Genomic DNA, 26,123 nt, shown 5'->3' with positions numbered 1-26,123 from the left:
TTTATGCCTCCTTCATTCCGATAAAGGACATCATCCGTCCCGTTTTTCCCTGATCCCGGCGGTGAGAAAAGAACAGCGGGTGTTCTTTTTCGGTGCATAACCCGCTCACTGAAATATTTTCATTACTGATGCCGCTTTCTATAAGAATCAGTCTGTTTAATTCCTTCAAATCGAGCTGGTACTTCCCCGGTCCCGTCTCATTCACGGCGTGTTCCACGGAAAAAGGGAGCGCGTTGACTTCAGTGATGACACGGTCATCAACCGTATAGCAGCCGGCGCTGATAGACGGGCCGATGACAGCCTGTATATCCGATAACCGGGAGCCTTCCTCATCTGTCCAGCGTTTGACCATTTCCCGGCCGATCTGTTTCACAGTCCCTTTCCACCCGGCATGGGCGATCCCGACAAGCGATCTGACCGGGTCATAAAAAAACAGGGGCACACAATCGGCAAAGCATAAGGCCATAAATACATTCTTTTCGCATGTATAGAGCCCGTCCGTTGCTTTAAAAGCGGATGAGTACTTGCGAGCCCCTTTTCCGCCGTCTTCATGCGTCACTTTTCGGACATGATGTTCATGTGTCTGATCGGCAAATACCCATGATTGTAAATCAGTATCAAACAACCCGGCGATTTTTTTTCGGTTTTCAACAACATCTGCATCTTTGTCATGAACATGCAATCCTGTATTTAACGATTCAAAAGGCGGCTTGCTGACACCGCCGTTTTTCGTAGTAAATCCGGCAATGATCTTTGCGTTTTTTTGATTCGTTTGATTCCAGTCTTGTATCATGAGTGTCGAGGGGGTGGTGAGACTGAATGGGTGGTATGTATTCATGATGATCCAACCTTTCGACAAACATTATTGAAATGTGTAATTTCCCACTTATTTTACCACATCTTTATGCATTCGTTTAGCGGCGTTTTTCAAATTTAATGAATAAATGTGCCGGAAGGAAGCGGGTTTTCCGGCATTTAACAGAAAAAGCGCTGCAAAAGCGTTCAGTCTTTCGGTTCACTCAAACGAACCAGGATGACATCTTCCCCGATTTTAACTATATTTCGCCAAGGAATGATCATTTCCTCTTCTTTTCCGAAAAAACCAAGCACTTTTCCATTTCCGCCGAGAATGATGGCTTGAATTTTTCCAGTGGTGACGTTTATGTCGATGTCACCGATGCTTCCTAATTTTTTGCCGTTAGATACATTCACAACATCCTTTACCTGAAATTCAGAAATGCTGATCATTCCATCACGTCCTTTGTCCGTTCTTTTTCTTATTATATGAACGGGATGGCTGAACCTTGTCAAGCATGTGTAAATTTCATTGTTCTTTGCGGGTGCTGCACCATTTGATAATAAAGCTTAGTATAATCTTCGTATAATCAACGAGCTGCTCAATTGCTACTTCTTCATTTACGGCATGGGCATTGTGCAAATCTCCGGGACCGTAAATGACACTCGGAATTCCTGCGTTGTAAAGCCAGCCGCCGTCTGTTACTGACTGGGAAACATCTATAACCGGATTTGTTTGTTTAATATGACGGTGTGAAGCTGTAAGCTCTGAAACAGCAGGATGGTGCGGGTCAACTTCAAGAGCGGGAAAAATTTCTCCTCTGTCTTCTATCATGGAAGAGCCTCCCCACGTAAAGACAGGTCGATTTTCTCTCAGCCACACATCACTATCACTCAATCGATTAATATGATCCTCTATCTCCGCCGCTACTTCCTCATGCGTTTCATTCGGATAAAAATGCACGGTGATCCATAAACGGCATTCATCCGCGATAAAAGCCGCGTGTCTTCCGCCTTCTATTACAGCCGGATTGATCGTGTTCGTGCCGGCCTTAAAGCCGGGATAGCTTTTCATAATCGCCCAGTGGCGCTCCAGCTCGCCAAGCCCGTGTATGATTTTAGCCATTTTTTCGATCGCGCTTGCCCCAAAGGTTCCTCCGCCCGCATGAATCATGTTCCGCCTTGTGCCGTCATGGAAGGTCTGGCGGCTTTTCAATTCGATCCAGCCCGTGATGACGCCGCCTTGTCCTTGAATATGCAGATTGCTTGTATCAGCAACAACGGCAAAGTCGGCGCGGTAACCTCGTTTGCAGCACTCCAGAGTGCCGGCCTCTCCTACTTCTTCCCCGATGACAGATTGTAAAATCACATCTCCCGGCAGATCAATCCCCGCATTACGAATCAATTTTAAAGCGAAAAGCACACTCGCCATCCCGCCCTTCATATCAGCTGCACCTCTGCCAACCAAACAGCCGTTTTTTTCAACAGGATGAAACGGGTCATGCTCCCAGCCTTCTTCATCCACCTCAGCCACATCCACATGCCCGTTAATAATTAAGCTTTGATGGCTGCCTGAATCTGTTCCTTTTAAAACACCCACTACATTGGGGTCTCCCGGATAAACCTCCCACTTGTCAATAGAAAAGCCCATTTCATTCAAGAACCCGGCAATCCATGATTGAATTTTGTCTGTGTTTCTGGCCGGCGGCGCCGGTGTTTGAAAAGCAATTAATGTTTTCGCAAGCTCAATCAGTTCATTCTTTTGTTCCTCGGCCTTTTGCAATAAAACATCTATTTGTTTATTCAATGTCATTCGCTCCTTTTTTGTCATATAAAAAACCGCTTCATTGTATATGAAACGGCTCATGAAAGCAGCGGAGCGCAGACGTGCTGCGTACTCCGCTTTTTTTCACCGCTTCCCTCCGCTGGCATGATCCAGATCAGGTCAATCAGGGTTAAGACACACGTCTCTCTCAGCTCAAAGATAAGCACCCCTAGGATGAATATATTTAATTATCAGGCATTTGTGGTTTGTTGGGCTCTTGTTAAAAACGGACGGCCATTATTCCATAATACGTCGATCGGCATATCGAAAAATGATGAAAGTAAATCGTCAGAAAGCATTTCCTTTATATCGCCTGCTGCAAATACCTCTCCTTCTTTTAATAGAAGGGCTTTATCGAATACAGGCAAAATTTCTTCCGCATGATGAGTCACATACAGAATCGACGGAGCATTTTCTTTTCCTGCGATGTATGTAATCGTGTCTAACAGGTTTTCCCGCGCCATAAAATCAAGGCCTGTCACCGGTTCGTCCAATATTAACAGTTCAGGGTCCGCCATGAGCGCTCTCGCGATCAGCGCCCTTTGTTTTTCTCCTTGAGAGAGCGTTTCATAACGGCGGTCCGCATAGCTGATGGCTCCCAAATCTTTTAAAAGATTGATAGCTTTTTCTCTGATTTCTTTACTCGGTGTTTCATATAAGCCAATTGAAGCGTACGCTCCGCTAAGCGCAATTTCAAATGCTGAATCTGCCGGGTACAATTTTTGCTGAAGGCCGGCAGACACCAGTCCGATTTTTCGTCTGAGCTTATCACCAAGCTCAGTTTTCCCAAACTCATGCCCGAGCACCTGCATGTCTCCAGAAGTCGGAAAATAATAAGAGCAAAGCATATTTAAGAGCGCCGTTTTTCCCGCGCCGTTTAAGCCGTAAAGCACCCAATTTTCGTTTTGCTGCACTTTCCAATCTATATCTTTTAGAATCCATTTCCCGCTTCGTTTTAACGATACGCGGTCAAGCTGTAAAATCATTATGGCCCTCCTTTTCACCACTGAACTGTTTCAATTTTCATAAAACTTTGTACGAACTAGGATACCTTACTTTTTCCGAAACGTAAACTGCCTGCGTCCCCCCCAATATAAAAAGCCTTTAAAGCAAGGGTTTGCTTTAAAGGCTTCATCATGCCCATTATTGATGAATGTTCTTATTCATTTGTTTGATTGCCGCCTTTTCAAGCCTCGAAACCTGCGCTTGGGAAATGCCGATTTCTTCTGCCACTTCCATTTGTGTTTTCCCTTGGAAGAAGCGTTTTCTTAAAATCATTTTTTCCCTGTCGTTCAGTCTTCTCATGCCTTCTTTTAAAGCGAGTTCTTCAATCCATTGTGTATCTTTATTGCGCTCGTCACTGATTTGGTCCATGACATAAATCGGATCCCCGCCGTCATTATAAATCGGTTCAAAGAGAGAAACCGGATCTTGGATGGCATCCAGCGCAAACACAATTTCTTCATGCGGTACTTCAAGGACTTTGGCGATATCCTCTGCTGTCGGCTCCTTGCTTGTCTCACTGATCAACCGTTCTCTTACCTGAAGCGCCTTGTATGCGATATCCCGCAGCGACCGAGAGACGCGTATCGGGTTGTTATCGCGTAAATACCTGCGGATTTCTCCGATAATCATCGGTACAGCATATGTTGAAAACTTAACATTATGGCTTAGATCAAAATTATCAATGGATTTCATTAGTCCGATGCAGCCGACCTGAAATAAGTCATCAACATATTCTCCTCTGTTGTTAAATCTTTGAATGACGCTTAAGACAAGGCGCAGGTTGCCGTTAACAAGCTTTTCTCTCGCTGAATCGTCGCCTTCATCCTGTAATTGCCTGAACAGCTTTCTCATTTCTTCATTCTTGAGTACGGGTAATTTGGAGGTATCCACCCCGCAGATTTCGACTTTATTTCTCGACACTTTTTTCCCTCCCTACAGGAGCTGCTGTACAAAGTTAAGTATCTCCTTGGGTGGGAAAAATATGCACGATGATCAGGCAGAAAAATACAGTTGATTAGGAAAACCCTGTAAAATCAAGGGTTGCGTTTTAAAATTTTTTTACACCATTTTGTTAAACTCTTTCCTCAGCCTTTTGATGATTCTTTTTTCTAAGCGCGAAATGTAGGATTGCGATATTCCCATCATATCCGCTACATCCTTTTGCGTTTTTTCTTCCTCTCCGACAAGGCCAAAACGGAGTTCCATAATTTGTTTTTCTCTGTCGTTTAACTGTTCAAGCGCTTTTTTCAGAAGCTTCTTATCAACATTCGCTTCAATATCCTTTGTGATGATATCATCATCCGTTCCGAGTACGTCTGAAAGCAAAAGCTCATTGCCGTCCCAATCAATGTTAAGCGGTTCATCAAAAGACACTTCTGAACGGATTTTGTTATTTCTTCTTAAATACATTAAAATTTCATTTTCTATACATCTTGAGGCATATGTAGCCAGCTTGATCTTTTTTTCTGGATTAAAGGTGTTAACGGCTTTGATTAAACCAATGGTCCCGATGCTTATCAAATCTTCAATATTTATTCCGGTATTTTCAAATTTCCGGGCAATATAAACCACCAGACGCAAATTGCGTTCAATTAAAATTGCGCGAGCTGCCTGATCACCGCTCGGCAGCTTCAGCAGAAGAACTTGTTCTTCATCCTTAGACAAAGGCGGCGGCAGTGCTTCACTTCCACCGATATAGTACACTTCATCGCTTTTTAAACCAAGTTTCATCAGTAACTTATACCAAAGATACGTCAACCTTAATTTTAGTTTTTTCATCTTCCTCTCCCTTCTAAATGCCTCGCTTTTTGAGTATGATAAATAACGGACATTTAAGAACATCACGACACATGCTTAACAGCTTTGCCGGACAGCATTTTCGGATGAATGATCGCGTCGAATTCTCCGTCAGCCGACAGAGCGGCGGTGCTGATGCCGATTAAGCATTTGTCCGCAGCGATCATTTCATCTTTCGTATAGATGGTGACATGATCAGGCTTCAGGCATAATAAAAATTGATTATCCTGCCCCACGCCCCGATAAGGGATGAGCCTGATTTTATCTAAATAGCGGAATGAATCATCAAACTGATCAATGACTTCAAGCGGGCTGAAGCTTCGGATCAAATGTGTCTCTTTCTCTCCAAGTATAGGTTCCAACTTATCAATATGAATAATCATGACAGGTGTTTTCGTCAGCGGATCGTACAGCTGGTTTCCTGAATCAACAAGCCCTTTAGCGTGAAGCGTCTGTCCTCCTATATCTGCTTGAAGTCTGACACGCTCTTCATATTGAATCGTCTTTGTCTCAATATCCTCGATTCTTTTCTTAGAAAAAAACCATATCGCGGGAAATCCAGCCACTATAAACATCCAGCTGACAGGATCGCCAAAACCGGTTTGATTTGTAATCATAACACCGTGCTGCATAACCGACCTTGTCTGTAATAAAGAGTGGGCGCCGATAATTCCTCCTCCCATTAGAAATGTTGCGAAATAAAAGGAAAACAAATTCTGAAAGAAAAATCGAAATCGTTTAAATCCAAAAGTAACAAGCACAATCACAACCGAAAAAGCCAATTTACCTGCAGGATGCTCTACAAACGGCGAGATCGGAGTAAACATGAAAAGCACGATACTGGAACCGATAAAGGCCCCGAATATCACTCTTCTTTTTTTTACGTGGCGTTTTAAAATAAACGCCGTCAGCAAAAGCAAAAGAGAATCAAAACAAAAGTTCAACAGCCAAATGACATCTAAATAGATTTTCACATCTGACCCCTTTCTTCTCTTATCTTTCACAACGCTGTTTTCTTCTCTTGTTTCATAAGTATAAAGCAAGCTCTGTGGGAAAGTCTGTCAATTAATGTTGAGAGAGAAATACAATTTTTAAGGGATATCTGCTTAATTTGTCGAGAATGCGGAATTAGAATGTTTAATTGTGGAGGATGGCTATCCAAATAAAAAACGCTGCCTATGACGGCAGCGTTTCATGATTATTTTTCTTCATTAATATAAAGTTTACCTTTGGCAACTTGCCTCGTTTCATTGCCATAATCGTCTCTTACAATCACTTCAACTTTGGCGCCATTTGCTTTAATAGAAGAAGTCGCTGTCCAGTATCCTTCATATTGCCCCGGAGAAATTTCTCTTAATGGCAGTTCTGTTGCGTTTTGGACACTTGCTCTTGCATTCGTCAGCGGCATTCTAATAACAAATGTCGCATCTAAATCCTTTGCACTCGAAAATGCGATTTTCACCGATTCACCGGCTTTTAACGTTTTATCCTGCCCAGGCACTAAGCCAGTAATGACCGGCTGATCATAGTTCACGTCAACAACAACTTTTTTGGTTGTTTTATTGCCTGCTGCATCAGAAGCGGTGACTTTCACTTCGTTGCTGCCATTTTCTAATAGAATGCGGGCTGAATACGTTCCGTCTGAGATCGTTGCTTTTTTGCCGTTAACTTTTACCCATTCCAGATTGTCATCTTCAGCCTTTCCTTTTACAGTCAAAGCTTCTTTATTGATTTTGTCGCCGTTCTTTGGATTATCAATTGTTACTTCAGGCTTTTGCTGATCAAGGGTGACTGTTACCGCACTGGATGGTTCTGTCGTTCCGCTGTCCGTTGATCCCGTCGCGGTTAAAGTATTTGCTCCCTCTCGGAGAGTAATGTCTGCTTGGAATGTACCATCCGTGTCAGCTTTCGTTTCTCCTGCTTCTTGGTCTCCATTATAGAGATGAACGGTTGTGCCGGGTGAAGCCTTCCCCTTTACAGTTACGTTCTCTTTATTTGTAAATGATTTATCAGCCGGAGATGTGATTTCAGGCACTTGAAGCTCGTAATCAACCAAGGCGCGGATCATAAAGTTTCCACCTTCCTTAGTCGATTTTGTCCAGCTGCCGTCCGAATACTCCCAGTTCCGGTCTGAATACGGACCGTTCTCATCACTCGCCAGTCCAGGCACATAAGGATTCTGTTTTGCTTGGATATAGACAAGGTAGAATTCCTTATCTACCATAATCCCTTTCGAACTTAGGTCAACTTTTGTCCACTCTCCGTTGCGAAGCGCATCAGCGTTAAACGGTCCGGCAATTTTCTTTCCGGGCGCTCCATCTTTTCCGCTCGCATCAAATACCTCTACTTTAAATTCTGTTCCTCCTGGATCAGGCCATTCGGTATCCCAAAATTTGAATAAACCGCCAGTGAGTATGCCTTTCTCTTTCCCATCGGCTAATGTCATTTTAACGGCCCAGCCATTACCTGCATTTAAAAAGGCATTCGCGTTTTCCGCCGTTCCGTCATCATAGCCGATTTCTCCAGGATAGCCGACAAACGGTTTGAGCTCTGTCTCCTTTGTGACATTCCCTTTCAAATCTAGAGAAAATTCATTGCTGTAATAACCCTTAGCCGCAATCTTTATCGTATATGAGCCTTCATAAGCTTCTAATGAATATTCACCTTGTTCGTTGGTCACAGCCGGTTCAATGGCTGCATCCTCCATAACATAAACAGACGCCCCTTTTACCGGCTCTCCCGTTACATGATTAACAACAGTGCCTTTTAAGGTTCCCGTTTTTAATTTTTCTAATGTAAAGTTTGCCTGCGCGGTTTGGTCTGCCTTGATGATAATGTTTTGCGTTTTTGATTGATAACCGTATGCTTCCGCCTTAAGTGTATAGTCTCCAGCCTTATGTGAAAGCGTGTATTGCCCTGTTGTTTCATTAGAGTAAGTAGATTTTCCGGTTTCTAATACACTGACTTGCGCTCTGAGCGGCAGAAGATTTGGCGACTTATCTCTTTTTTTCCCGCTTTGCTTCACCGCTGTTTTAGCCGCCGGCTCAGCTTTTTTAGGATCTACCGCTTTTTTCTTTTGTTTTTCTGTCGGCTTTTGGACGCCCAGTTTATTCTTTTTAGCTGTTTTGCCTGAAGACGCATCTGCCAGCTGAACATCATCAATGTACCAGCCGTCCTTTGCAATGCTTTCATCGCTTTGGAGGTTGAACATTACTTTGATGTTTTGTCCGCTGTAAGCCGATAAGTCAATTTGCTCATCGGTCCAGCCTGATGTTTGTCCATTGTATATTCCGGCCTGGACCCATTCGGTTTCCCCTTCAGGAAGAACGAACACATAGCCGTAATCAAAATCTTCTTCAATGTTGTGCCAGCTTTTAAATTGAAGAAACAATTTTCCCGAGTCCGGCACTTGGATTGGCGGCATTGTCAAATTCATATTAGCGGAATTTGCATATTTCCCGGCCAAATTGGTACCGTAGACTTTTTCTCCGGAAGCTGCTGCATCAGGGCCTGATGCCGGCACTCCCCATTCCCAGTTGTTATTGGTTCCGTAGCTTGACCATCCGCCCGGCTTCGATTCAAAATCTTGCTTGTAACCAGCTGTTATGCTTTGTTTAACAGCCACTTCATAGGTATCTGATTCAACGATGTTTCCGCCGAAATCTTGAATTGTCCATTTATAGTTTAACGATGTCCCATTTATTTTTGGGATGTCAGCTTGGTAAGTTCCTTTCTTATGGTCTCCGCTAGTGCGTTTGGCAGTAAGCGTCGTCCATTCTCCTTCATCAAACTTGTAGGAAAGCTTAACAGATGTCACGCTCACATTGTCTTCCGCTGTCACAGAGAGAGGAAGATTGGCTCCTTCATAGGCTTCATCCGCTGCTTCATGCTGAAATGCGGGAGGCTCTTGATCGTCTCCCTCAACAGATACTTGGCCTTCTGCTTTCCCTAATCCATCTGTCACGGCTGAGATGGCATCAAATGCATTCACAAGCCCGTGGCCGTAGCCGTTATTCGGTGAGTCAGGGAATGCGGAATCAGTCAGCGTTTCTGCCGTGCTTGTCAGTACTTCCTCTATTTCATCGACTGAAATCGAAGCATCCGCCTGCCTTAACAGGGCGACTACAGCTGAAACGTGCGGTCCTGCCATTGATGTACCGTTCCATCCGCCTTCATATGTTTGGCCCGGCACAGAAGATCGGATGTTCACTCCCGGTGCTGAAATTTCCGGCTTGACTTCATCATAAGGAGAAGGACCTTGCAGCGAGAATTCAGCGAGCTTTTTATTAATATCGGTCGCACCTGTCGCAAAGGCCTCCGGATAATTGGCAGGATTGGCGATTGACTCGGGACCGCCCGGGTTAAATAGATCTGTATTTCCCGCTGAAAATTCTGGGAAAATATCAGCAGCTATCCATGCATTCACCATGTCCCTGTACCACTCGTCAAGACCGGGACCGCCTCCCCAGGAGTTGTTGACGACATCAGGAGCCATTTCCGGATGCGGATTACCGTCTGCATCTTTAGGAGCCAGCATCCATTCACCCGCCTCCAAGATGTCAGCGTCTGTTCCCCCATCTTCTGAAAATGCTTTCGCCGCTATCCATTTAGCGCCAGGCGCCACACCGATTTGATTTGAGCCATCCGGTTCGGAACCGACCATCGTGCCTGTCACATGGGTTCCGTGCTGAAGATCGTCAAAAGGAGCCGCTTCTTCCGATACAGCGTCAAACCAGTTCATCTCATGATCAGGCTGATCAGGATTTTCCGGATTATAACCTCGGTATTTTTCTTTTAGGGCCGGATGATCCCATTCGACGCCCGTATCAATAGACCCAACGACTGTTCCCGTGCCGTCATAGCCAAGATCCCATGCTTTTGGCGCATCGATTTGATCTATGTTCCATTCGACACCATCAGTGGCTTTCACTGCTTTTTGTGTTTTTTTCAAGTTGAAAGGGGCAGAAGAGGACTTATACAGCTGTCTTTTTTCGTTTGGCAGCACTTTCTCCACCTCAGGAAATTGCGCAACTTTTTCCATGACATCTTTTGAAGCATGTACAGCGATTCCATTTACAACATAGTAAGAATGGATATCACCTGCGTTTCCTTTGCTTTTTTGCTCTTCTAGGTATTTCTTTACATCTGCTTGGGATTCATCAGCTGTCATTCTTAGTGAAGATACAACGGCGGAGCGTTTTTGATACTCTGTTTTTGCATTGGACATCGCCTTTAATTTCGCATTTTTTTCAGCCGCCTTAGCGGCTTTTTTTGTATCGGCTTTGTCCCTGAGTTTGATCAAAAACGTTACTTTGTCATCCTTTTTAAAGCTGCTTTTTAGCGATTTAGAGATTTTATTTTGGATCGACTCAGCAGAATTGACCTTTTGCTTTACAGTTGCTGCCTCTTTACTGCCTTGGGCTCCGGCTGCCCCCGGAAACAAAAGCGAACTCACTACTACAGTGCTTAAGACAGTACTAACCAGCCTGTTTTTCGTTTTTTTCCTCAATATTTTATCCCCCTTCTTCTGCAATACCTGTCTAAAAAATGTCGACCCTCCTTTAAATGTGAGATAGCTTGTCTAATCATTGCTGTATGTTAACTGTAGACAAATCCATATACAGATATTGTCGTTTTCTGTCACGGCATTTCCATATAAGTTAAAATGAATATATTGTCATAAATTACCTATAGGTAAATTGACCTGTTTGATTTTATTGCAACTGAAGACGTAATAATAAAGACCTTAAAATGGAGATCAAATGAAGGAGTTACAGATAAGATAATAAAAAAGTACAAAAAAAAAGACAAAACCGAATGGTTTTGTCTTTTTGATTTATCCGCGTTTATTGCGGTTTCTTAAGAATGTAGGAATATCAAGCGCATCATCTGCCGGCTGTGAAGTGTGGCGGCCTGTGTTTTGCTGCTGCTGCTCTTCACGTTTCGGCTCGCGTTTCGGAACGCTTTGGTTCTGTGGTTTTATACTTTGGTTTAATGAAGGGCGCTGCTGTTTTGTAACGTCCTTCTCTTGCTCAATAAAACCAGTTGCGATTACCGTAACGACAATTTCATCTTTTAGGTTCTCATTAATAACAGAACCGAAAATCATGTTTACATCTTGATCAGATGCAGAAGCGACAATGTCCGCTGCTTCCTGTACTTCATAAAGACTGAGATTTGTTCCGCCTGTAATGTTCATAAGCACACCTTGAGCACCGTCAATTGCTGCTTCAAGAAGAGGGCTGGAAATCGCTTTTTTCGCTGCCTCTGCGGCACGGCTTTCCCCTGTAGCAATACCGATTCCCATGAGGGCCGAACCTTTGTTGGACATAATCGTTTTCACATCGGCGAAGTCAAGGTTGATCAATCCCGGAGTGGCGATCAAATCAGATATACCTTGGACACCTTGACGGAGAACATTATCCGCTTCACGGAACGCTTCCAGCATTGGTGTGTTTTTGTCGACGATCTCTAAGATACGGTCATTAGGAATGACAATCAGCGTGTCAACTGCTTCTTTCATTGATGTGATGCCGCCTGCTGCCTGCAGCTGTCTTTTCCGTCCTTCGAATGTAAACGGTCTTGTGACAACACCAACCGTTAACGCGCCTAAATCCTTCGCGATTTGAGCGATAACTGGTGCGGCTCCTGTTCCGGTTCCGCCGCCCATTCCGGCCGTTACGAACACCATATCAGCGCCTTTTAACGCTTCTTCAATCTGTTCCTTGCTTTCTTCTGCGGCTTTTTTTCCGACTTCAGGATTGGCGCCCGCACCAAGTCCCCGAGTCAGCTTTGCGCCGATTTGCATTTTCACTTCTGCTTTTGACAGGTTAAGAGCTTGTGCGTCCGTATTTACCGCGATGTACTCTACTCCTTGCACTTCATTTTCAATCATTCGGTTGACCGCGTTGTTTCCGCCGCCTCCTACTCCGATTACTTTAATTGATGCTAAGCCGTCTATGTTTGTTTCGAACTCCAACATGCTAAATCCTCCTAATCTGCCGAATGACTATAAATCTATTCCCAAAACATGCTTAATAATTTTTTCATTTTGCTCTGTTTGTTGTTGTTTTCGGCTTGTGTTTTTTGTTTTCCTTTTGGCCGCTGCTGCACTTCTTTTCGATGATGCTGTTCCTCTGTTGAGACTGCGATTTCCTGTACAGCTTCTTCCGGCATTTTGAATCCGACTCTTCTGCCCTGAATTCTAGCATTCCGGCAAGCGAATTGGATCAGGCCTACTCCCGTCATATATTGGGGGTCTCTTACACCGATATAATTAGGGCTTGCCACTCTGACGTTGTTTTGCAGAACGTCCTGAGCCAGTGACAGAACCCCCGGCATTCCGCTTTGGCCTCCTGTGAGTACAAAGCCGCCGGGCAGATCGTTAATTCCCATGCCGCGAAGCTCGGAGGAAACGATCTGCAGGATCTCTTCGACTCTCGCCTCAATGATATCTGCCACTTCCATCTGAGTAAAAGTTTGTTTTTGGTTTGTCCCGATGACAGAGACCTCGAACACTTCGTCTTCAGAGGCTTCGTCATAGTAGGCATGTCCAAATTGTTTTTTTACTCTTTCGGCTTCTTCAGTAGATGTTCTCAAACCGATCGAGACATCCTTTGTGATGTTTTCGCCCCCGAGAGGAATCACATGGGTGGCAGTGAGATGCCCTTGCTCGAACACCGCAACTGTCGTTGATCCCCCTCCTATATCAATAAGAGCGACACCAAGGTTCTTCTCGTCTTTTGATAAGGCTGCCGAACCTGCTGCAAGCGGCTGAAGGCAAATGTCTGTAATCTCAATACCGGCGCGTTCAACACAGCGGAGCAAATTATGTAAAATGGTTTTTGATCCGGTAATCAACGTGCCTTCTACTTCTAAGCGGACACCAAGCATTTTTTTCGGATCGGTAATTTCATCTCTTCCGTCAACGATAAACTGTCTGGGAATAACGTCAACAATCAGCTGTTCATGCGGTATCGACACAACCTGAGCCGCTTCCATTACGCGGCGAACGTCTTCTGTATGGATCTCTTTATTCTCGCTTGAAACTGCTACAACACCGTTCGTATCTTGAATATTGATATAATTTCCATTAACGCCGACAATGGCTTTTCTAAGCGGAAAACCTACCATTCTTTCAGCTTGGTCAAACGCTTTTCTTATAGAATGAACGGTCTCATCTATATCAACGATTGAGCCTTTTTTTATCCCTTCAGACGGTACATTTCCCACACCGATAATGTTAAGGGAATCATCTGTCATTTCTCCGACGATCACTTTTATATTGGACGTACCGATGTCAAGACTGACGTAAAGTTCATTGTTGTTCATTCTATGGCACCTCCTCACATTTCGATCATTTCTATTCTATTATTTGCGGAACAACAATACAATGAATGTGGCTTTACAAGTGTGTAACAAAAAATAACATCCGAATATTCTTTCTATCTGACTTTTCATCATTTATGTTTACTCAAAATATTCGTTATATCCTATGTATATCCTCTTTTATATCACATTTTTTTTATTTTTTTTAGAAACAGTCCATTTTGTTAGTAGATTTCTTCTGATAACGGCTATATTCTGAAATAATCTGACCCCAAATGCGAAAATACCTGCTAAATATAAGTCTACACCAAGATGGACTCCTAGAAAAGCTAAACTTATTGCCAGAATAATATTAAAGAAGAAACCGGAAACAAATACCAATTCATCGTAGACACCTTGTAAATGAGCTCTTATTCCGCCTACCAGTGTATCGAGTGCGGCAAGCACTGCGAGCGACAGATAATTTGAGTATTCACTTGGTATCGTAAAATTTGTCATCAGACCGATTGTAATTCCGAGCAACAGTCCAAGAACCGGCAGCCACATGACGACTCTCCTCCTTTTTTAATCTTTAAGCGGTTTCAGCTGCTGCACCTCAATCGCACTGTCATAGGCCTTCACCTTTATGTTTTGCTCTGCTCGGCCTGTCTTCAATTCTAAATTTTCACCGGCAAATATGTCCTCAAGGGCAGACGCCTTCACCCTGCTGTACAGCTTGTCAGCATCGGTGCCGATCACCTTCACTGTCAGAGGGTAATGGTCAAGGCTGTATCCGTCAATTTTTGTTGTGCCATTAATATCCCGAATCACGGTATTGTTGACGACTCTTCTGTCATTTATTGAAATATGTTCAGCACCAAAGGAATTCAGTTCATTGATCAGCTTTTTCAGCAAATCCGGCGGCGGATTTCCGGCCGGCTCACCTGTCAGGCTTTCAGAAAAAAGCGGACTGATGCTGATGGCAATTCCGCTACCTGTAATATCGGTTAATCCCGCTGTTTTTTTTAAGCTCTGAAGGGTATTATTCACCGCTGTTTTTTTTGACATTTCTTCCTGCTGGTCATACGTATTCAGCAGCTTATCATATTTGTTTATTTCCGCCAGAAGGCTTTCTTGTTTTTTCTGCTCCGCCGTAAGTTCTTCCCTGATTTCCCAAATGTCTCTTGTATCACGTACTTGGGGTTTTTTCAATGAATTAAACTGCACTGACAGCATTAAGCCGAATATCACCATCAGCACTGTAATACTTATGAAGGAGGGCTTTGTTTTCAAGCATATTCACCCGCTTTTTCGGTCACTCTTTGTTTTTCAGAAGTGCCTCCATTTGAATGTCATTTTCTTTCTCGGCCGTTACAGAAATATGGTCCATGCTGAGCTGATCTATCAGCCCTCCGGCAATGTTTAATGCAGGAATCAGCACGTCAGGATCTCCAATCGCGGAAATGACAAATGGAGCCGGGTGCTGCACGCCGTCGACTGTCACGACCGGTCCGTTGCATTTGATATAAGAATCATGCGTCAGCCGCTGTCCATTGATCGAAACGGCTGACGCTCCTGAGATAAACAGTTCATTCATCACTTGGAAAATGTGGCTCTCATGAACGATGTAGCTGTTAACATTTTCCCCTTCAGGTATGTAAGAGGCATCTTCCAGCGTTACTTGGACGCCTTCCCCTTTCACGCCGACCTCACCAACGTACATTCTGTATTTTTCTACATCTTCCAGCACATTGTAGTATTCTGTTTTTTCTTTTTTAAGCTTATTCTCTGTCTGCCGGACCTTTGACTGTTTTTCATACAGCTCTTTTTTCAGTTCTTTATTTTGTTTCTCCTGTTTTAACAGCTCGTCCCGCAAAGCGTATTCTTTTTTCCACTCTTCTGACTCAGCATTCGTACTCTTATTATCTTTTGTAAGCTGATATGAAAAAGAAATGAGAAAACCTACGATGAGCATGACAAGAGATATGATGACGGCTGATTTGCCTTTCAATTCTAATCTTCCTTTTTATCATCAGAGTTGTTTTTGCCAAATTCTTCAAAATAAGTAGCAACTTCTAAATGAATAATCCCTTTTTTATCGCCTTTCAGCTGAGAAATGATAGAAGGATAGGTTTTCATACGGTCTGCAAAAGTTTTAAGAGACGCTGTGACCACATATCCATCATTCATATACATCTTAATACGGTTATTATCCATTTTCGTAGGCGTATAGTAAATTTCAGAAATCGACTGTTTAAGAGATTCTGACAAAGCATCCAGCTGCTTAGCCATCTGAATTCTTTTTTTGGTATTCTTCCAGTTCACCAAAATAGGGCCGGCATCGTCCGGCGTCACTTCATTCGGCAGTACAGAGCCGTTTTCCAGCACTTCATAATATACATTGTCTTTTTGTAAATAAGCAATTGCTTTATATTCTTCGATAGAGATGTTGATTTTGTTGGGAAGAGATTTGCTTATTTGCGCTTTTTTTACTAATTTATTTTGCTGGATCTTTTTTTCTGTTTTTTTCTTGTCCAAACTCCAGAATTCAGTATCACCGTTTTTAATATCCGACAGCGAGAGAATCTCCTGTTTCGTTACATTTTCATTGCCGGAAATGGCGACTGATGAGATTTTGCTGATAGGCGTTTGCAAATACACAATAATAAGTGTCATGACAAAAAAAAGCAGAATAAACGAAATGAGGCGGCGATTTGCCTTCTGCTTTCGCTGCTCTTTTATTTTGGGAATCCGTTCTTCAATATTTACGATTTTTTCTCTTTCATGATCCGGTCTCATTGTCTGTTCACCTCATTCAAATGAAACAGCTGTTAAGTCTGTCTTATCCAAAACAAACGGCATACTATGATGCCGTTTGTCATTTGCTTAAAGTATATCACATGACTGCTTGAGTCAGAGAATGAGTCAGCGATTTTCGCCGACAATTTCAACCTCTGTATGCATATCAATCTCGTATTGTTCACGTATGGTCTTCTTCACATAGTCAATAAGGTCAAGCACGTCTTTTGCAGATGCACCGCCGGCGTTGACAATGAAATTCCCGTGCATTTCCGATATTTTTGCTCCGCCGATTTGATACCCTTTTAGCCCCGCCTTTTCCACAAGGTTTCCGGCGTGGTTCGGAAGCGGATTTCTGAAGATGCTTCCGGCACAAGGACTTGAATACGGCTGCGTATTCTTTCTGTAGTCTTTATTGTTTTGCATTTGCTGCACGATGCCTTCACGGTCCTTTTGCTCAAGCTGCAGAACCGCCTCAAGGCAAACGCCGGGACGTTTCTTTTGCAAAACAGAAGTCCTGTAGCTAAACTCCATCTCTTCTTTGGTCAGCCACTTAATTGTGCCATCCTCAAATAAAATATGGGCTTTCACAAGAATCTCGCTCATATCAGAACCGTGCGCTCCGGCGTTCATATACACAGCCCCGCCGATTGACCCTGGAATGCCAGCCGCAAATTCCAGTCCTGACAAACCTTTTTTGCTCATTGATGTTGCAAGGCGGACAACTGAATAGCCCCCGCCAACAGTGACCTGATCCTCATTCAGTTCTAAATGGTCAAGACCTGCGCCCAGTTTAATGACGACTCCTCTGATCCCTTCATCCAAAACGAGAAGGTTCGATCCTCTGCCGATGACCGTCCATTTGATGTCGTGCTTTTTAATAATGTCCATAATGTCTTTTACGGCTTCCACACGATTTGGGATGACCAAAATGTCGGCAGGTCCACCTATTTTCATTGTTGTATGATTCGCGAGCGGTTCGTTTTCCAGAACTTTGCCGACTTCGCGGTCTTTTAATTCTTGTATCACTTTCTCCATCGTAAACCTCCGCATTTCCGTTTGCTCTTCTCTTATTTTTTTAGTTCTTCCAACACGTTGTAAAGACGGGCAGCCGCATCCGGTACGCCGAGTGATTTCGTCCGCTCACTCATGTTCTTAAGGGTATCCTCATCCAGTACAATCCGGTCAAGCGCATTGATCAGCTTATCACCGCTGAGTTCTGTTTCTTTCAGCACAATGGCTGCATCATGCTGACTGAGCGCTTGTGCGTTGACCTCTTGATGATTCGCCGTGACGTACGGGCTCGGGATGAGCACGCTCGGAATGCCGAGCGCCGTAATTTCGGCAATCGTCGTTGCTCCGGCTCTTGCCACAATTACATCAATCGCCTTTAAGTATTCAGGCATTTGATGCAAAAATGGCTTTGTCACCATATTGCTTGCTGCGCCGCCCGCGCTTTGCAACTCGCCCATGACTTTCTCGAAATGGACTTCTCCCGTAATATACAGCACTTGGTATTCTCTCGTTTTCAGCGCTTCCTGCATCTCAACTACCGCGCGGTTAATCGCCGCGGCGCCTCTGCTTCCGCCGAAGATTAAAACGGTTTTTTTATCTTCTGTAAGCCCGAATTCAGCTAATGACCGGCCCGTCTTTATTGAGACGACTTCAGAAGCTCTCGGGTTTCCCGTAAATACAACTTTCTCACTTGGAAAATGCGATTTCGCTTCATCAAAACAAATCGCTACTTTATTAACATATTTAGAAAGAAACTTATTGGTGATGCCCGGCAGGCTGTTTTGCTCATGAATAATTGTCGGAATCCCCATTTTAGAAGCGGCGTATACTACAGGTCCGCACACATAGCCGCCCGTCCCGATCACTGCGTCGGGCTTAAAATCCGCTAAATACGATTTGCTTTTCTTAACACCTTTAAAGAAGCGCATAACGGTTTTCACATTTTCAAATGAAAGCTTCCGTTTAAAGCCGGTAATTTCAATTGATTGAAACGGAATGTTTTCCCGCTCAACGATTTTTTTCTCAAGGCCGTTCTCCGTACCGATATATAAAAATTCCACATCAGGATGGCGTCGCTGCACCTCTTTAATAAAAGCAAGCGCAGGATAAATATGTCCTCCTGTGCCGCCTCCGCTAACTGCAATACGCATAAACCTCTTCCCCCTATTTCTCTATAACATAGCGATAACCCTGTTTTGTGGACAGGGTTATTGGCTTTTTGTTTTCTCACTCACAGCATGATTATATAATTATTTTTTGCGCTTGTTAAAGATTTGTATTAATATCTCGAATACCGGCTCACATTCAGCAGCACGCCTACAGCCATCAGCATCAAAGTCAAAGATGAGCCCCCATAGCTTAGAAATGGCAATGTGATGCCGGTTACCGGAATAAGACCGGTGACAACGCCGATATTGATCATGACTTGGATGGCAATCATGGAAATAATGCCGACAGCAACAAAGCTGCCGTACAAGTCGGGCGCCCCGAGTGCGATTCTGATTCCTCTCCACAAAAGCACGCTGAACAATAACAGAATGAGTGATCCTCCGATAAAGCCCAGTTCTTCCGACAGTATCGCAAAGATAAAGTCTGTCTGCGGCTCCGGCAGGTAAAAGAATTTTTGCCTGCTTTGGCCGAGACCCATTCCAAACAATCCCCCAGGTCCGACAGCATATAGCGACTGAATGATTTGAAAGCCGCTGCCAAGCGGATCTTCCCACGGATTTAAATATGAGGTAATCCGCTTAATTCGGTACGGTGCCGACAGAACCAGCGCTGCAAATCCGCTGAGACCGATCAGCCCGAGAAAGACAAAGTGGGCGATGCGTGCTCCTGAGACAAAAATCATAACGATACAAGTCCCGACCATCACTGTCCCCGTTCCAAGGTCAGGCTGGCACATAATGATAAGAAATGCCGAAAAAACAATTCCAAGCGCCGGCACAAACCCGCGTCTGAACGATGTAATGTTTTTTTGTTTTTCTGACAGAAACTTAGCAAGAAACGCAATCATCGCAAGTTTCATAAACTCAGAAGGCTGAATACTGAACGCGCCGACGCCGATCCAGCTTCTGGATCCGTTCCGCTCCATGCCTATGCCTGGTATAAGCACAAGCAGCAGCAGAAAAAAACAGATAATCATTAACATTTTAGACCAAGTCCGCCATGTCCAATAATCAACATTCATAATAAAAAACATAGCAATAACTCCGATTCCGGCAAACAGCAGCTGCCGTTTCGCAAAGAAAAATGAATCGTCAAATTTATAATCCGCCCACACTGCACTCGCACTGTACACCATAATTAAACCTATTGTTAATAGCAATAACGTAATGATGACCAATAATAAATCAGGCGCTGTTTTTTTTGTTGTCAAAGCGATCGACACCCCAAGCATAAAGTCATTAGGGCTGCCGTATCCTGCCAGACAAGCCCTTATTTAAGCATATGCACGGCGTCTATAAACATGTCACCGCGTTCTTCAAATGTTTTGAACTGGTCCCAGCTTGCGCAAGCCGGTGACAACAGGATGACATCCCCTTCATTTGAGAGCGCAAACGCCGCCGATACTGCTTGTTCAACATTATCGACACGTTTGACATGTTGTATTCCCAGTTCAGCCCCGAGTTTTTCGAGTTTAGGAGCCGTCTGGCCGAAAGTAAGAATCGCTTTTACATTTTGCATATAAGGTTTTAGTTCGTCAAAACCGTTACCGCGGTCAAGCCCGCCGGCAAGGAGAAGAACCGGTTTTTCAAAGGCGGAAAGCGCCTTGCTGGTCGCTAATACGTTCGTTGCTTTGCTGTCGTTATAAAATTTACGGTCCTGAATCGTTGTAACGTATTGAAGGCGGTGCTTTACGCCTGTAAAGCTTGTAAGGACCTTTTTGATCGCTTCGTTAGACGCTCCCGCCGTTTTGACAACCGCAACGGCGGCCAAAATATTCTCAAGATTGTGCGCGCCGGGCAGTACGACATCTTCCAAAGAAAGTATGGCTTCGTTATCAAACAAGATCATTCCGTCTTTTACGCATGCGCCTCGCTCAAGCGGCTTTGTTGCTGAAAATGCAAGAGAGGCTGCTTTTCCTGCTTCCGCCAGACGTACAACAGTTTCATCATCTTGATTGACAACGGCCGTGTCTGATTCCAGCTGGTGCAAATATACGTTCTGCTTCGCTTTTTCATAGTTTTCTCTCGAATGGTGATAATCAAGATGGGCGTCAAATACGTTTAGAATAAGACTGATGTGCGGTCTGAACGCATGAGTCCCCATAAGCTGAAAAGAAGAAAGCTCCGTGACGATCCATTCATCTCCGTCAGCATGATAAGCGACCTCGCTTGCGACTGTCCCGATATTTCCAGCGATCAGCGCTTTTTGAGAATCAGCCTTCAGCATTTCATAAATAAGCGTTGTTGTTGTTGTTTTTCCGTTCGAACCTGTGATTCCGATAAATTTTGCATCCGTTACATAATAGGCAAGTTCTATTTCCGTCCAGACCGGAATACCCCTTTTTTCCGCTTCCTGCACCATGACATTTTCATATGGAATGCCCGGGTTTTTAATCAGTACCGTAATGCGGTGCTGGTCAAAAAGGGACGTCGGATGCTCGCCGCAAATCACGTCAATTCCTTTATTCGAAAGCTTCTGGGCGGGCTCGTTTTCTTCAAATGGCTTTTGATCGTTCACAACAACGTAAGCCCCTTTCTCATGAAGAATAGAAGCTGCCGCATATCCGCTTTTCGCCAGTCCGAGGACTAAAAAATGCTGATTCTGTAACACTTGTTCTTTTTCCACTTATAACCACACCTCGATGTAAATTCCTAAAACGGCAAGCAAAAGTCCCGCAGTCCAAAATGTGACAACAACTCTCCATTCAGACCACCCGACAAGCTCATAATGGTGGTGAAGCGGACTCATTTTAAAAATACGTTTCCCTGTCGTTTTGAAGCTGATGACCTGTAAAATAACCGATAATGTTTCAATGACGAATACGCCGCCGATAATAACGAGCAGAATTTCAAGCTTCGTTAAGATCGCAATAGTGACAATGGCCCCTCCTAATGCAAGTGAGCCTGTATCTCCCATAAACACTTTAGCAGGGTGCGCGTTAAATACGAGGAAGCCTAATACCGCTCCTACAACGGCAACCGAGAAAATCGCAACATCATATTGTGATTGGTTCCACGCTAAAATAGCGAAAGCTCCAAACGCAATGGCAGCTGTCCCTGATAACAGGCCGTCAAGACCGTCAGTCAGATTGACCGCATTTGATCCTCCCACAAGCATAAAGAGGACAAGGATAAAGTAAGCCCAGCCAAGATCAAATGACAGATCTGTTCCCGGTAGACGAATGTCTGTTGAGAAATTGCAGTAATGATAGACTGCATAAAACACAACGGCGATAATGATCTGCCCGATTAGCTTTTGTTTTGACGTTAAGCCAAGGTTGCGTTTCATGACAACTTTAATATAGTCATCTAAGAATCCGAGCAGCCCGTAGCCGAGTGTAACAAACAGCAAAAGAAACATCTCAGGGCTGATCTCTGAGAATTTTTGCGTCATAACAATCGTAGTAACAATAATAGATAATATAATCATGACACCGCCCATCGTCGGCGTCCCTGATTTTTTTTGATGTGATTTCGGTCCTTCTTCCCTAATGCTCTGGCCGAATTTCAGTCTTCTTAAAAACGGGATAAGAATCGGAGAGAGCAGAACGCTGATTAAAAATCCCATTATAATTGTAAATAGAATAACTTGCTCAAGCATTGTTCTTGTCTCCTCCTGTTTCTTTCAAACGGCATACGTAGTTATCATATTCACGTTTTTTTTCCATATGTGAAAATCTTTTTAATTCCATCATTCATTAACATCTCTTTCCTATGATTGATCTAATTTTTATTCAGTTCGACAATCGCTCTTGCTGCTACTTCGGCGTCATCAAAATCGAATGTCTCTGCACCGATTTGCTGATAGGTTTCATGCCCTTTTCCCGCAATCAGTACGACATCGCCTTTTCTGGCATTGGCAATCGCAAAAAAGATCGCTTGCTCGCGGTTTGCGATGCTGTGATAGTATTCGTTCTCAACCCCTGCCTCCATATCTCTTAAAATCGCGAGCGGGTCTTCACTTCTCGGATTATCTGATGTAAAAATCGGTTCATCCGCAAGCTGAACAGCGATTTTTGCCATTTTCGGGCGTTTCGTTTTATCTCTGTCTCCTCCGCAGCCAACAACAACAAAAACCTTACCTTCTGTCATGTCTTTGCACGTCTTCAAAACGTTTTCAAGACTGTCAGGGGTATGGGCGTAATCAACAATGACAGGGAATTCCTGATTTTTATTGACTAATTCAAAACGTCCTCTTACGCCGTGCAATTCTTCGACAGCCTCAGCAACCGTTTCAAATGGGATACCGGCGGCAATACATGTCGCAACGGCAGCCAGCACGTTGTACACGTTGAACTGTCCGACGAGCGAAATCGTGATGGGCTTTGTGCCTTTGTTTGTAACCAGTTCAAAGCTCGTGCCCTGTGCGGTTGTTTTGATGTGTTTTGCCATTACATCAGCGTCATTTTTAATTCCGTATGTAGAGATGTGTGCTGCAGTCACCTTTTCATAATACGCGCTTGCCTCATCGTCAGCATTCAGGATGGCCCGCTTCGGCTTTTCATGGTTAAACGCGCCGCCCAGCTGTGAAAACAGAAGGCTCTTTGCCTGCCTGTACTCATCCATCGTTTTATGATAGTCCAGATGATCCTGCGTTAAATTTGTGAATACCGCAATGTCGTAATCACAGCCGTGGACTCTTCCCATGGACAAAGCATGAGAGGATACTTCCATAATCGCAGTGTCCACATGGTTATCATTCATTTTTTTAAATGTCTTCTGCAGCGTGACACTTTCCGGTGTTGTGTTTTTCACGGGAAACGTTTCTTCGTCGATCTTGATATACATCGTTCCGATCAGACCTGTGCGTTTCCCCGCCTTTTTCAAAATTTCATCCACCATATGTGACGTAGATGTTTTTCCGTTTGTCCCGGTAATTCCAATCAGCTGAAGCTGTTTCGTCGGCTGGCCGTAAAACGCATCCGACAATACACTGAGCGCGCGCTGTGAGTTCCGGACAATGGTCACGGGAACGCTGACATCAAGTTCTCTTTCAGCCACAATGGCGGACGCTCCGTTTTCAACAGCCTTTTGCGCAAAATCATGCCCGTCCACCGTATAACCTTTTACACACACAAAAAGACTCCCTGTCTTTACTTCCCTGGAGTCCATCTCAATTGACGTAATATCAGGGTCATGAAAGTCATTTACAGAAGGTTCGGTTGTTAAGTATGTAAGCAGCTTTGTTAGTTTCATCGTATCAAACCTCTCAAAATTCTATTCGTTCTTCTATCATGAAAGCCATGTTTATACTTTTAAACATACAGTTCATATTTTAGCGTAAAAAAAAGGATACATCCAGCTAATCTTGAAACTTATAAGCTTTTTTTCTTATCCAAACCAAAAGGCAGCCGGATTCAATCGGCTGCCTCGAATTTCACTCATTCTTCACTCAAATAAACACGAATTTTTGAGCCTTCTTTTACTTTCGTTCCGGCTGCCGGTGATTGTTTCACAATTTTGCTTCCTTTACCTGAGGAATCAATTTGCAAGTTGACAAGCAGCGATTCAAGATCCGAGACAGACATCCCTACAACATTCGGAACTTCTATTGATTTTGTGTCGGACCATTGATATTTTTTCTCAATTTGATTTTTTCTCGGCTTTACGCCGATCTCAGGGAGACTGTCTCTCATGATATTCCCAACAATTGGGGCAGCGACGGTACCCCCGAACTGAATGGTGCCTTTCGGATTATCTACTGCAACATATACGACAAGACTCGGATCATCAGCAGGCGCAAAACCGATAAATGAAACGATGTGGTTGTTTTCAAGATACTTTCCGTCCTTTACCTTTTGCGCCGTTCCCGTCTTTCCTCCGACACGATAGCCTTCAACAAAGGCGTTGCGCCCGGTTCCTTCGGCTACTACGCTTTCTAACGCATATCTGATTTGTTTTGATGTCTCCTCAGAAATAACTTGTTTCTTTGCCACCGGCGATTGTTTTTTTACGGTTTTCTTTGTTACCGGATCTATCCATTCTTTCGCAATATAAGGGGTATAAAGCGTACCTCCGTTTACAGCGGCAGATACAGCCGCTACCTGCTGAATCGGCGTAACGGATACTCCCTGCCCGAAAGCTGTTGTAGCTTGCTCAACAGGACCTACTTTATCAAGAGGAAATAAAATCCCGGTTCCTTCTCCTTGCAAATCAATCCCGGTTTTTTGGCCGAAGCCGAAGCTCTTGATATATTTAAACAGCTTTTCCTTTCCAAGCCGCTCGCCTAGCTCGACAAAACCTGGGTTGCAGGAATTTTGGACAACCTCAAGAAAGGTCTGCAGGCCGTGACCGCCTTTTTTCCAGCACCGGAGACGGGCTCCGTCAACCTCTGTGTGGCCTTTATCATAATATTGATCTCTTTTTAAATTGACCTTTTGCTCTTCAAGAGCAGCAGCGAGCGTTATGATTTTAAAGGTTGAACCCGGCTCATACGTGCTCCATACCGGCAAATTGCGGTTATACACTGACGAATCAACCGATTGATAGTCAGCCGGATCGAAATCAGGCCGGCTTGACATCGCAAGGATTTCACCGTTTTTCGGATTCATGGCAACAGCGATCATACCGTCGGGATTGTATTTCGCCTCCGCATTATCAAGCTCTCTTTCCATAATGGTCTGAACCTTTGAATCCACCGTCAGCTTCATGTCCAACCCGTCTTTTGGCGGGGTATAGTCGTCTGCTTCATCAGGCATTTTTTTCCCTTTAGCATCGGTATAAAACTTTACTGAGCCTTTTTCCCCTTTTAGATCATCATCATAATAAGCTTCAAGGCCGAGCAGCCCCTGGTTATCTATGCCCGCAAAGCCGAGCACATGAGATAAAAAGCTTCCGAACGGATAATGCCTGATGCTGTCTTCCGCCACGTAAACGCCTTTTAAATCAAGCGCTTTGATTTCTTTCGCCTTTTTATTCGAAATTTTCCGGCCTTCAGGGGTAATTTTTTCGATTGAGGCTTTCTTTGTCAGATGCTTGTATACTTTTTCTTCGGACATATTTAAGACTGCCGCCAGCTGTTTGCTTGTGCTGACCGGATTTTGAACTTGGCGCGGCACGACAAACACGGTCGGCGCGCTTTTATTCGTGGCCAGCTTTACGCCGTTTCGGTCTAGAATCTCTCCCCGCTCCGGCTCAAACGGAAGATTTCGGCTCCAAGAATCCTTTGCCAGCGAGGTCAGCTTGTCGCCCAGAACGAACTGAACATAGCCGAGCCTTGTATCAATGATCAGAAACACGATCACTCCAAAAAGCAAAACAAATAATAAACGTTTTCTAACCGTTACATTCGAGACGCGCAAGAGACCGTTCACTCCTTATTTAGGCTTGTTTCATTTTATGCCTTAGCTTGGACAGGTAGAACGGCGCTCTCACAGAGGGATAAAAAAAAGAAAGCCTGCAACAGCGGATTA

21 protein-coding genes and 1 riboswitch are annotated in these 26,123 nt (G+C 44.1%); all 21 genes read right to left on the bottom strand.

Annotated features, from left to right (window positions below; translation table 11 throughout):
• Position 1: 1 nt before the first annotated feature.
• Positions 2–838, bottom strand: coding sequence for a peptidoglycan editing factor PgeF (pgeF, locus tag AXI57_RS16985; protein ID WP_061670736.1), 837 nt, complete (start codon positions 836–838; stop codon positions 2–4).
• A 164-nt stretch (positions 839–1,002) separates the two neighbouring features.
• Positions 1,003–1,248 carry a YlmC/YmxH family sporulation protein gene (locus tag AXI57_RS16980; protein ID WP_010788542.1) on the bottom strand — a complete coding sequence of 82 codons (246 nt, stop codon included), beginning with the start codon at positions 1,246–1,248 and terminating at the stop codon, positions 1,003–1,005.
• Between the two features lie 76 nt (positions 1,249–1,324).
• The gene (locus tag AXI57_RS16975; protein WP_371845781.1) at positions 1,325–2,608 is read right to left on the bottom strand and encodes an acetylornithine deacetylase; all 1,284 of its coding nucleotides are present in this window, start codon (positions 2,606–2,608) and stop codon (positions 1,325–1,327) included.
• 87 nt (positions 2,609–2,695) lie between these two features.
• A riboswitch (TPP riboswitch) is annotated at positions 2,696–2,801 on the bottom strand.
• 10 nt (positions 2,802–2,811) lie between these two features.
• Complete coding sequence (locus AXI57_RS16970) at positions 2,812–3,606, bottom strand: ABC transporter ATP-binding protein (RefSeq protein ID WP_061670735.1); 795 nt, start codon at positions 3,604–3,606, stop codon at positions 2,812–2,814.
• A gap of 157 nt (positions 3,607–3,763) precedes the next feature.
• Positions 3,764–4,546: an RNA polymerase sporulation sigma factor SigG gene (gene sigG, locus AXI57_RS16965; protein ID WP_003329040.1), complete on the bottom strand. Its 783-nt coding sequence runs from the start codon at positions 4,544–4,546 to the stop codon at positions 3,764–3,766.
• Between the two features lie 138 nt (positions 4,547–4,684).
• Positions 4,685–5,404 carry an RNA polymerase sporulation sigma factor SigE gene (gene sigE / locus AXI57_RS16960; protein WP_003329041.1) on the bottom strand — a complete coding sequence of 240 codons (720 nt, stop codon included), beginning with the start codon at positions 5,402–5,404 and terminating at the stop codon, positions 4,685–4,687.
• Positions 5,405–5,466: 62 nt separating this feature from the next.
• The gene (gene spoIIGA / locus AXI57_RS16955; RefSeq protein WP_061670909.1) at positions 5,467–6,396 is read right to left on the bottom strand and encodes a sigma-E processing peptidase SpoIIGA; all 930 of its coding nucleotides are present in this window, start codon (positions 6,394–6,396) and stop codon (positions 5,467–5,469) included.
• Positions 6,397–6,620: 224 nt separating this feature from the next.
• Positions 6,621–10,931 (bottom strand): S8 family peptidase, encoded by a 4,311-nt coding sequence (locus tag AXI57_RS16950; protein WP_061670734.1) that lies wholly within the window; start codon positions 10,929–10,931, stop codon positions 6,621–6,623.
• Positions 10,932–11,258: 327 nt separating this feature from the next.
• A complete protein-coding gene (ftsZ, locus tag AXI57_RS16945; RefSeq protein WP_003329044.1) occupies positions 11,259–12,404 on the bottom strand; it encodes a cell division protein FtsZ in 1,146 nt (381 codons plus the stop codon).
• A 35-nt stretch (positions 12,405–12,439) separates the two neighbouring features.
• A complete protein-coding gene (ftsA, locus tag AXI57_RS16940; RefSeq protein WP_003329045.1) occupies positions 12,440–13,753 on the bottom strand; it encodes a cell division protein FtsA in 1,314 nt (437 codons plus the stop codon).
• A gap of 177 nt (positions 13,754–13,930) precedes the next feature.
• Entirely contained in the window at positions 13,931–14,296 is a 366-nt protein-coding gene (locus AXI57_RS16935; RefSeq protein ID WP_003329046.1) for a small basic family protein, read from the bottom strand.
• Positions 14,297–14,314: 18 nt separating this feature from the next.
• Positions 14,315–15,022: a DUF881 domain-containing protein gene (locus AXI57_RS16930; RefSeq protein ID WP_010788536.1), complete on the bottom strand. Its 708-nt coding sequence runs from the start codon at positions 15,020–15,022 to the stop codon at positions 14,315–14,317.
• Positions 15,023–15,044: 22 nt separating this feature from the next.
• Positions 15,045–15,740, bottom strand: coding sequence for a DUF881 domain-containing protein (locus AXI57_RS16925; protein WP_061670733.1), 696 nt, complete (start codon positions 15,738–15,740; stop codon positions 15,045–15,047).
• A 2-nt stretch (positions 15,741–15,742) separates the two neighbouring features.
• Positions 15,743–16,528, bottom strand: coding sequence for a cell division protein FtsQ/DivIB (locus tag AXI57_RS16920; protein ID WP_003329049.1), 786 nt, complete (start codon positions 16,526–16,528; stop codon positions 15,743–15,745).
• A gap of 126 nt (positions 16,529–16,654) precedes the next feature.
• The gene (gene murB, locus AXI57_RS16915) at positions 16,655–17,566 is read right to left on the bottom strand and encodes a UDP-N-acetylmuramate dehydrogenase (RefSeq protein ID WP_010788534.1); all 912 of its coding nucleotides are present in this window, start codon (positions 17,564–17,566) and stop codon (positions 16,655–16,657) included.
• 32 nt (positions 17,567–17,598) lie between these two features.
• Positions 17,599–18,693 carry an undecaprenyldiphospho-muramoylpentapeptide beta-N-acetylglucosaminyltransferase gene (gene murG, locus AXI57_RS16910; RefSeq protein WP_061670732.1) on the bottom strand — a complete coding sequence of 365 codons (1,095 nt, stop codon included), beginning with the start codon at positions 18,691–18,693 and terminating at the stop codon, positions 17,599–17,601.
• 128 nt (positions 18,694–18,821) lie between these two features.
• Positions 18,822–19,922: a stage V sporulation protein E gene (gene spoVE, locus AXI57_RS16905; RefSeq protein WP_003329052.1), complete on the bottom strand. Its 1,101-nt coding sequence runs from the start codon at positions 19,920–19,922 to the stop codon at positions 18,822–18,824.
• Positions 19,923–19,981: 59 nt separating this feature from the next.
• Positions 19,982–21,337 (bottom strand): UDP-N-acetylmuramoyl-L-alanine--D-glutamate ligase, encoded by a 1,356-nt coding sequence (gene murD / locus AXI57_RS16900; RefSeq protein ID WP_013390507.1) that lies wholly within the window; start codon positions 21,335–21,337, stop codon positions 19,982–19,984.
• Positions 21,338–22,312 carry a phospho-N-acetylmuramoyl-pentapeptide-transferase gene (gene mraY, locus AXI57_RS16895; RefSeq protein ID WP_003329057.1) on the bottom strand — a complete coding sequence of 325 codons (975 nt, stop codon included), beginning with the start codon at positions 22,310–22,312 and terminating at the stop codon, positions 21,338–21,340. It abuts the gene before it with no gap.
• Positions 22,313–22,434: 122 nt separating this feature from the next.
• Positions 22,435–23,907 carry a UDP-N-acetylmuramoyl-L-alanyl-D-glutamate--2,6-diaminopimelate ligase gene (locus AXI57_RS16890; RefSeq protein ID WP_003329060.1) on the bottom strand — a complete coding sequence of 491 codons (1,473 nt, stop codon included), beginning with the start codon at positions 23,905–23,907 and terminating at the stop codon, positions 22,435–22,437.
• Between the two features lie 185 nt (positions 23,908–24,092).
• On the bottom strand, positions 24,093–26,012 hold the full coding sequence (locus AXI57_RS16885; protein ID WP_013390506.1) for a stage V sporulation protein D: 1,920 nt from the start codon (positions 26,010–26,012) through the stop codon (positions 24,093–24,095).
• Between the last annotated feature and the right edge of the window lie 111 nt (positions 26,013–26,123).

This window comes from Bacillus atrophaeus (assembly GCF_001584335.1).
Taxonomy (GTDB): Bacteria; Bacillota; Bacilli; order Bacillales; family Bacillaceae; genus Bacillus; species Bacillus atrophaeus.
The sequence above is the reverse complement of the archived record's forward strand: the minus strand, read 5'-3'. Positions and strand labels throughout refer to the sequence as shown.

Excerpts from the sequence above, each read along its gene's own strand:
- pgeF (WP_061670736.1), bottom strand. The coding sequence starts at position 838 with ATGAATACATACCACCCATTCAGTCTCACCACCCCCTCGACACTCATG.
- AXI57_RS16980 (WP_010788542.1), bottom strand. The coding sequence starts at position 1,248 with ATGATCAGCATTTCTGAATTTCAGGTAAAGGATGTTGTGAATGTATCT.
- AXI57_RS16975 (WP_371845781.1), bottom strand. The coding sequence starts at position 2,608 with ATGACATTGAATAAACAAATAGATGTTTTATTGCAAAAGGCCGAGGAA.
- AXI57_RS16970 (WP_061670735.1), bottom strand. The coding sequence starts at position 3,606 with ATGATTTTACAGCTTGACCGCGTATCGTTAAAACGAAGCGGGAAATGG.
- sigE (WP_003329041.1), bottom strand. The coding sequence starts at position 5,404 with ATGAAAAAACTAAAATTAAGGTTGACGTATCTTTGGTATAAGTTACTG.
- ftsZ (WP_003329044.1), bottom strand. The coding sequence starts at position 12,404 with ATGTTGGAGTTCGAAACAAACATAGACGGCTTAGCATCAATTAAAGTA.
- ftsA (WP_003329045.1), bottom strand. The coding sequence starts at position 13,753 with ATGAACAACAATGAACTTTACGTCAGTCTTGACATCGGTACGTCCAAT.
- AXI57_RS16935 (WP_003329046.1), bottom strand. The coding sequence starts at position 14,296 with ATGTGGCTGCCGGTTCTTGGACTGTTGCTCGGAATTACAATCGGTCTG.
- AXI57_RS16920 (WP_003329049.1), bottom strand. The coding sequence starts at position 16,528 with ATGAGACCGGATCATGAAAGAGAAAAAATCGTAAATATTGAAGAACGG.
- murB (WP_010788534.1), bottom strand. The coding sequence starts at position 17,566 with ATGGAGAAAGTGATACAAGAATTAAAAGACCGCGAAGTCGGCAAAGTT.
- murG (WP_061670732.1), bottom strand. The coding sequence starts at position 18,693 with ATGCGTATTGCAGTTAGCGGAGGCGGCACAGGAGGACATATTTATCCT.
- mraY (WP_003329057.1), bottom strand. The coding sequence starts at position 22,312 with ATGCTTGAGCAAGTTATTCTATTTACAATTATAATGGGATTTTTAATC.
- AXI57_RS16890 (WP_003329060.1), bottom strand. The coding sequence starts at position 23,907 with ATGAAACTAACAAAGCTGCTTACATACTTAACAACCGAACCTTCTGTA.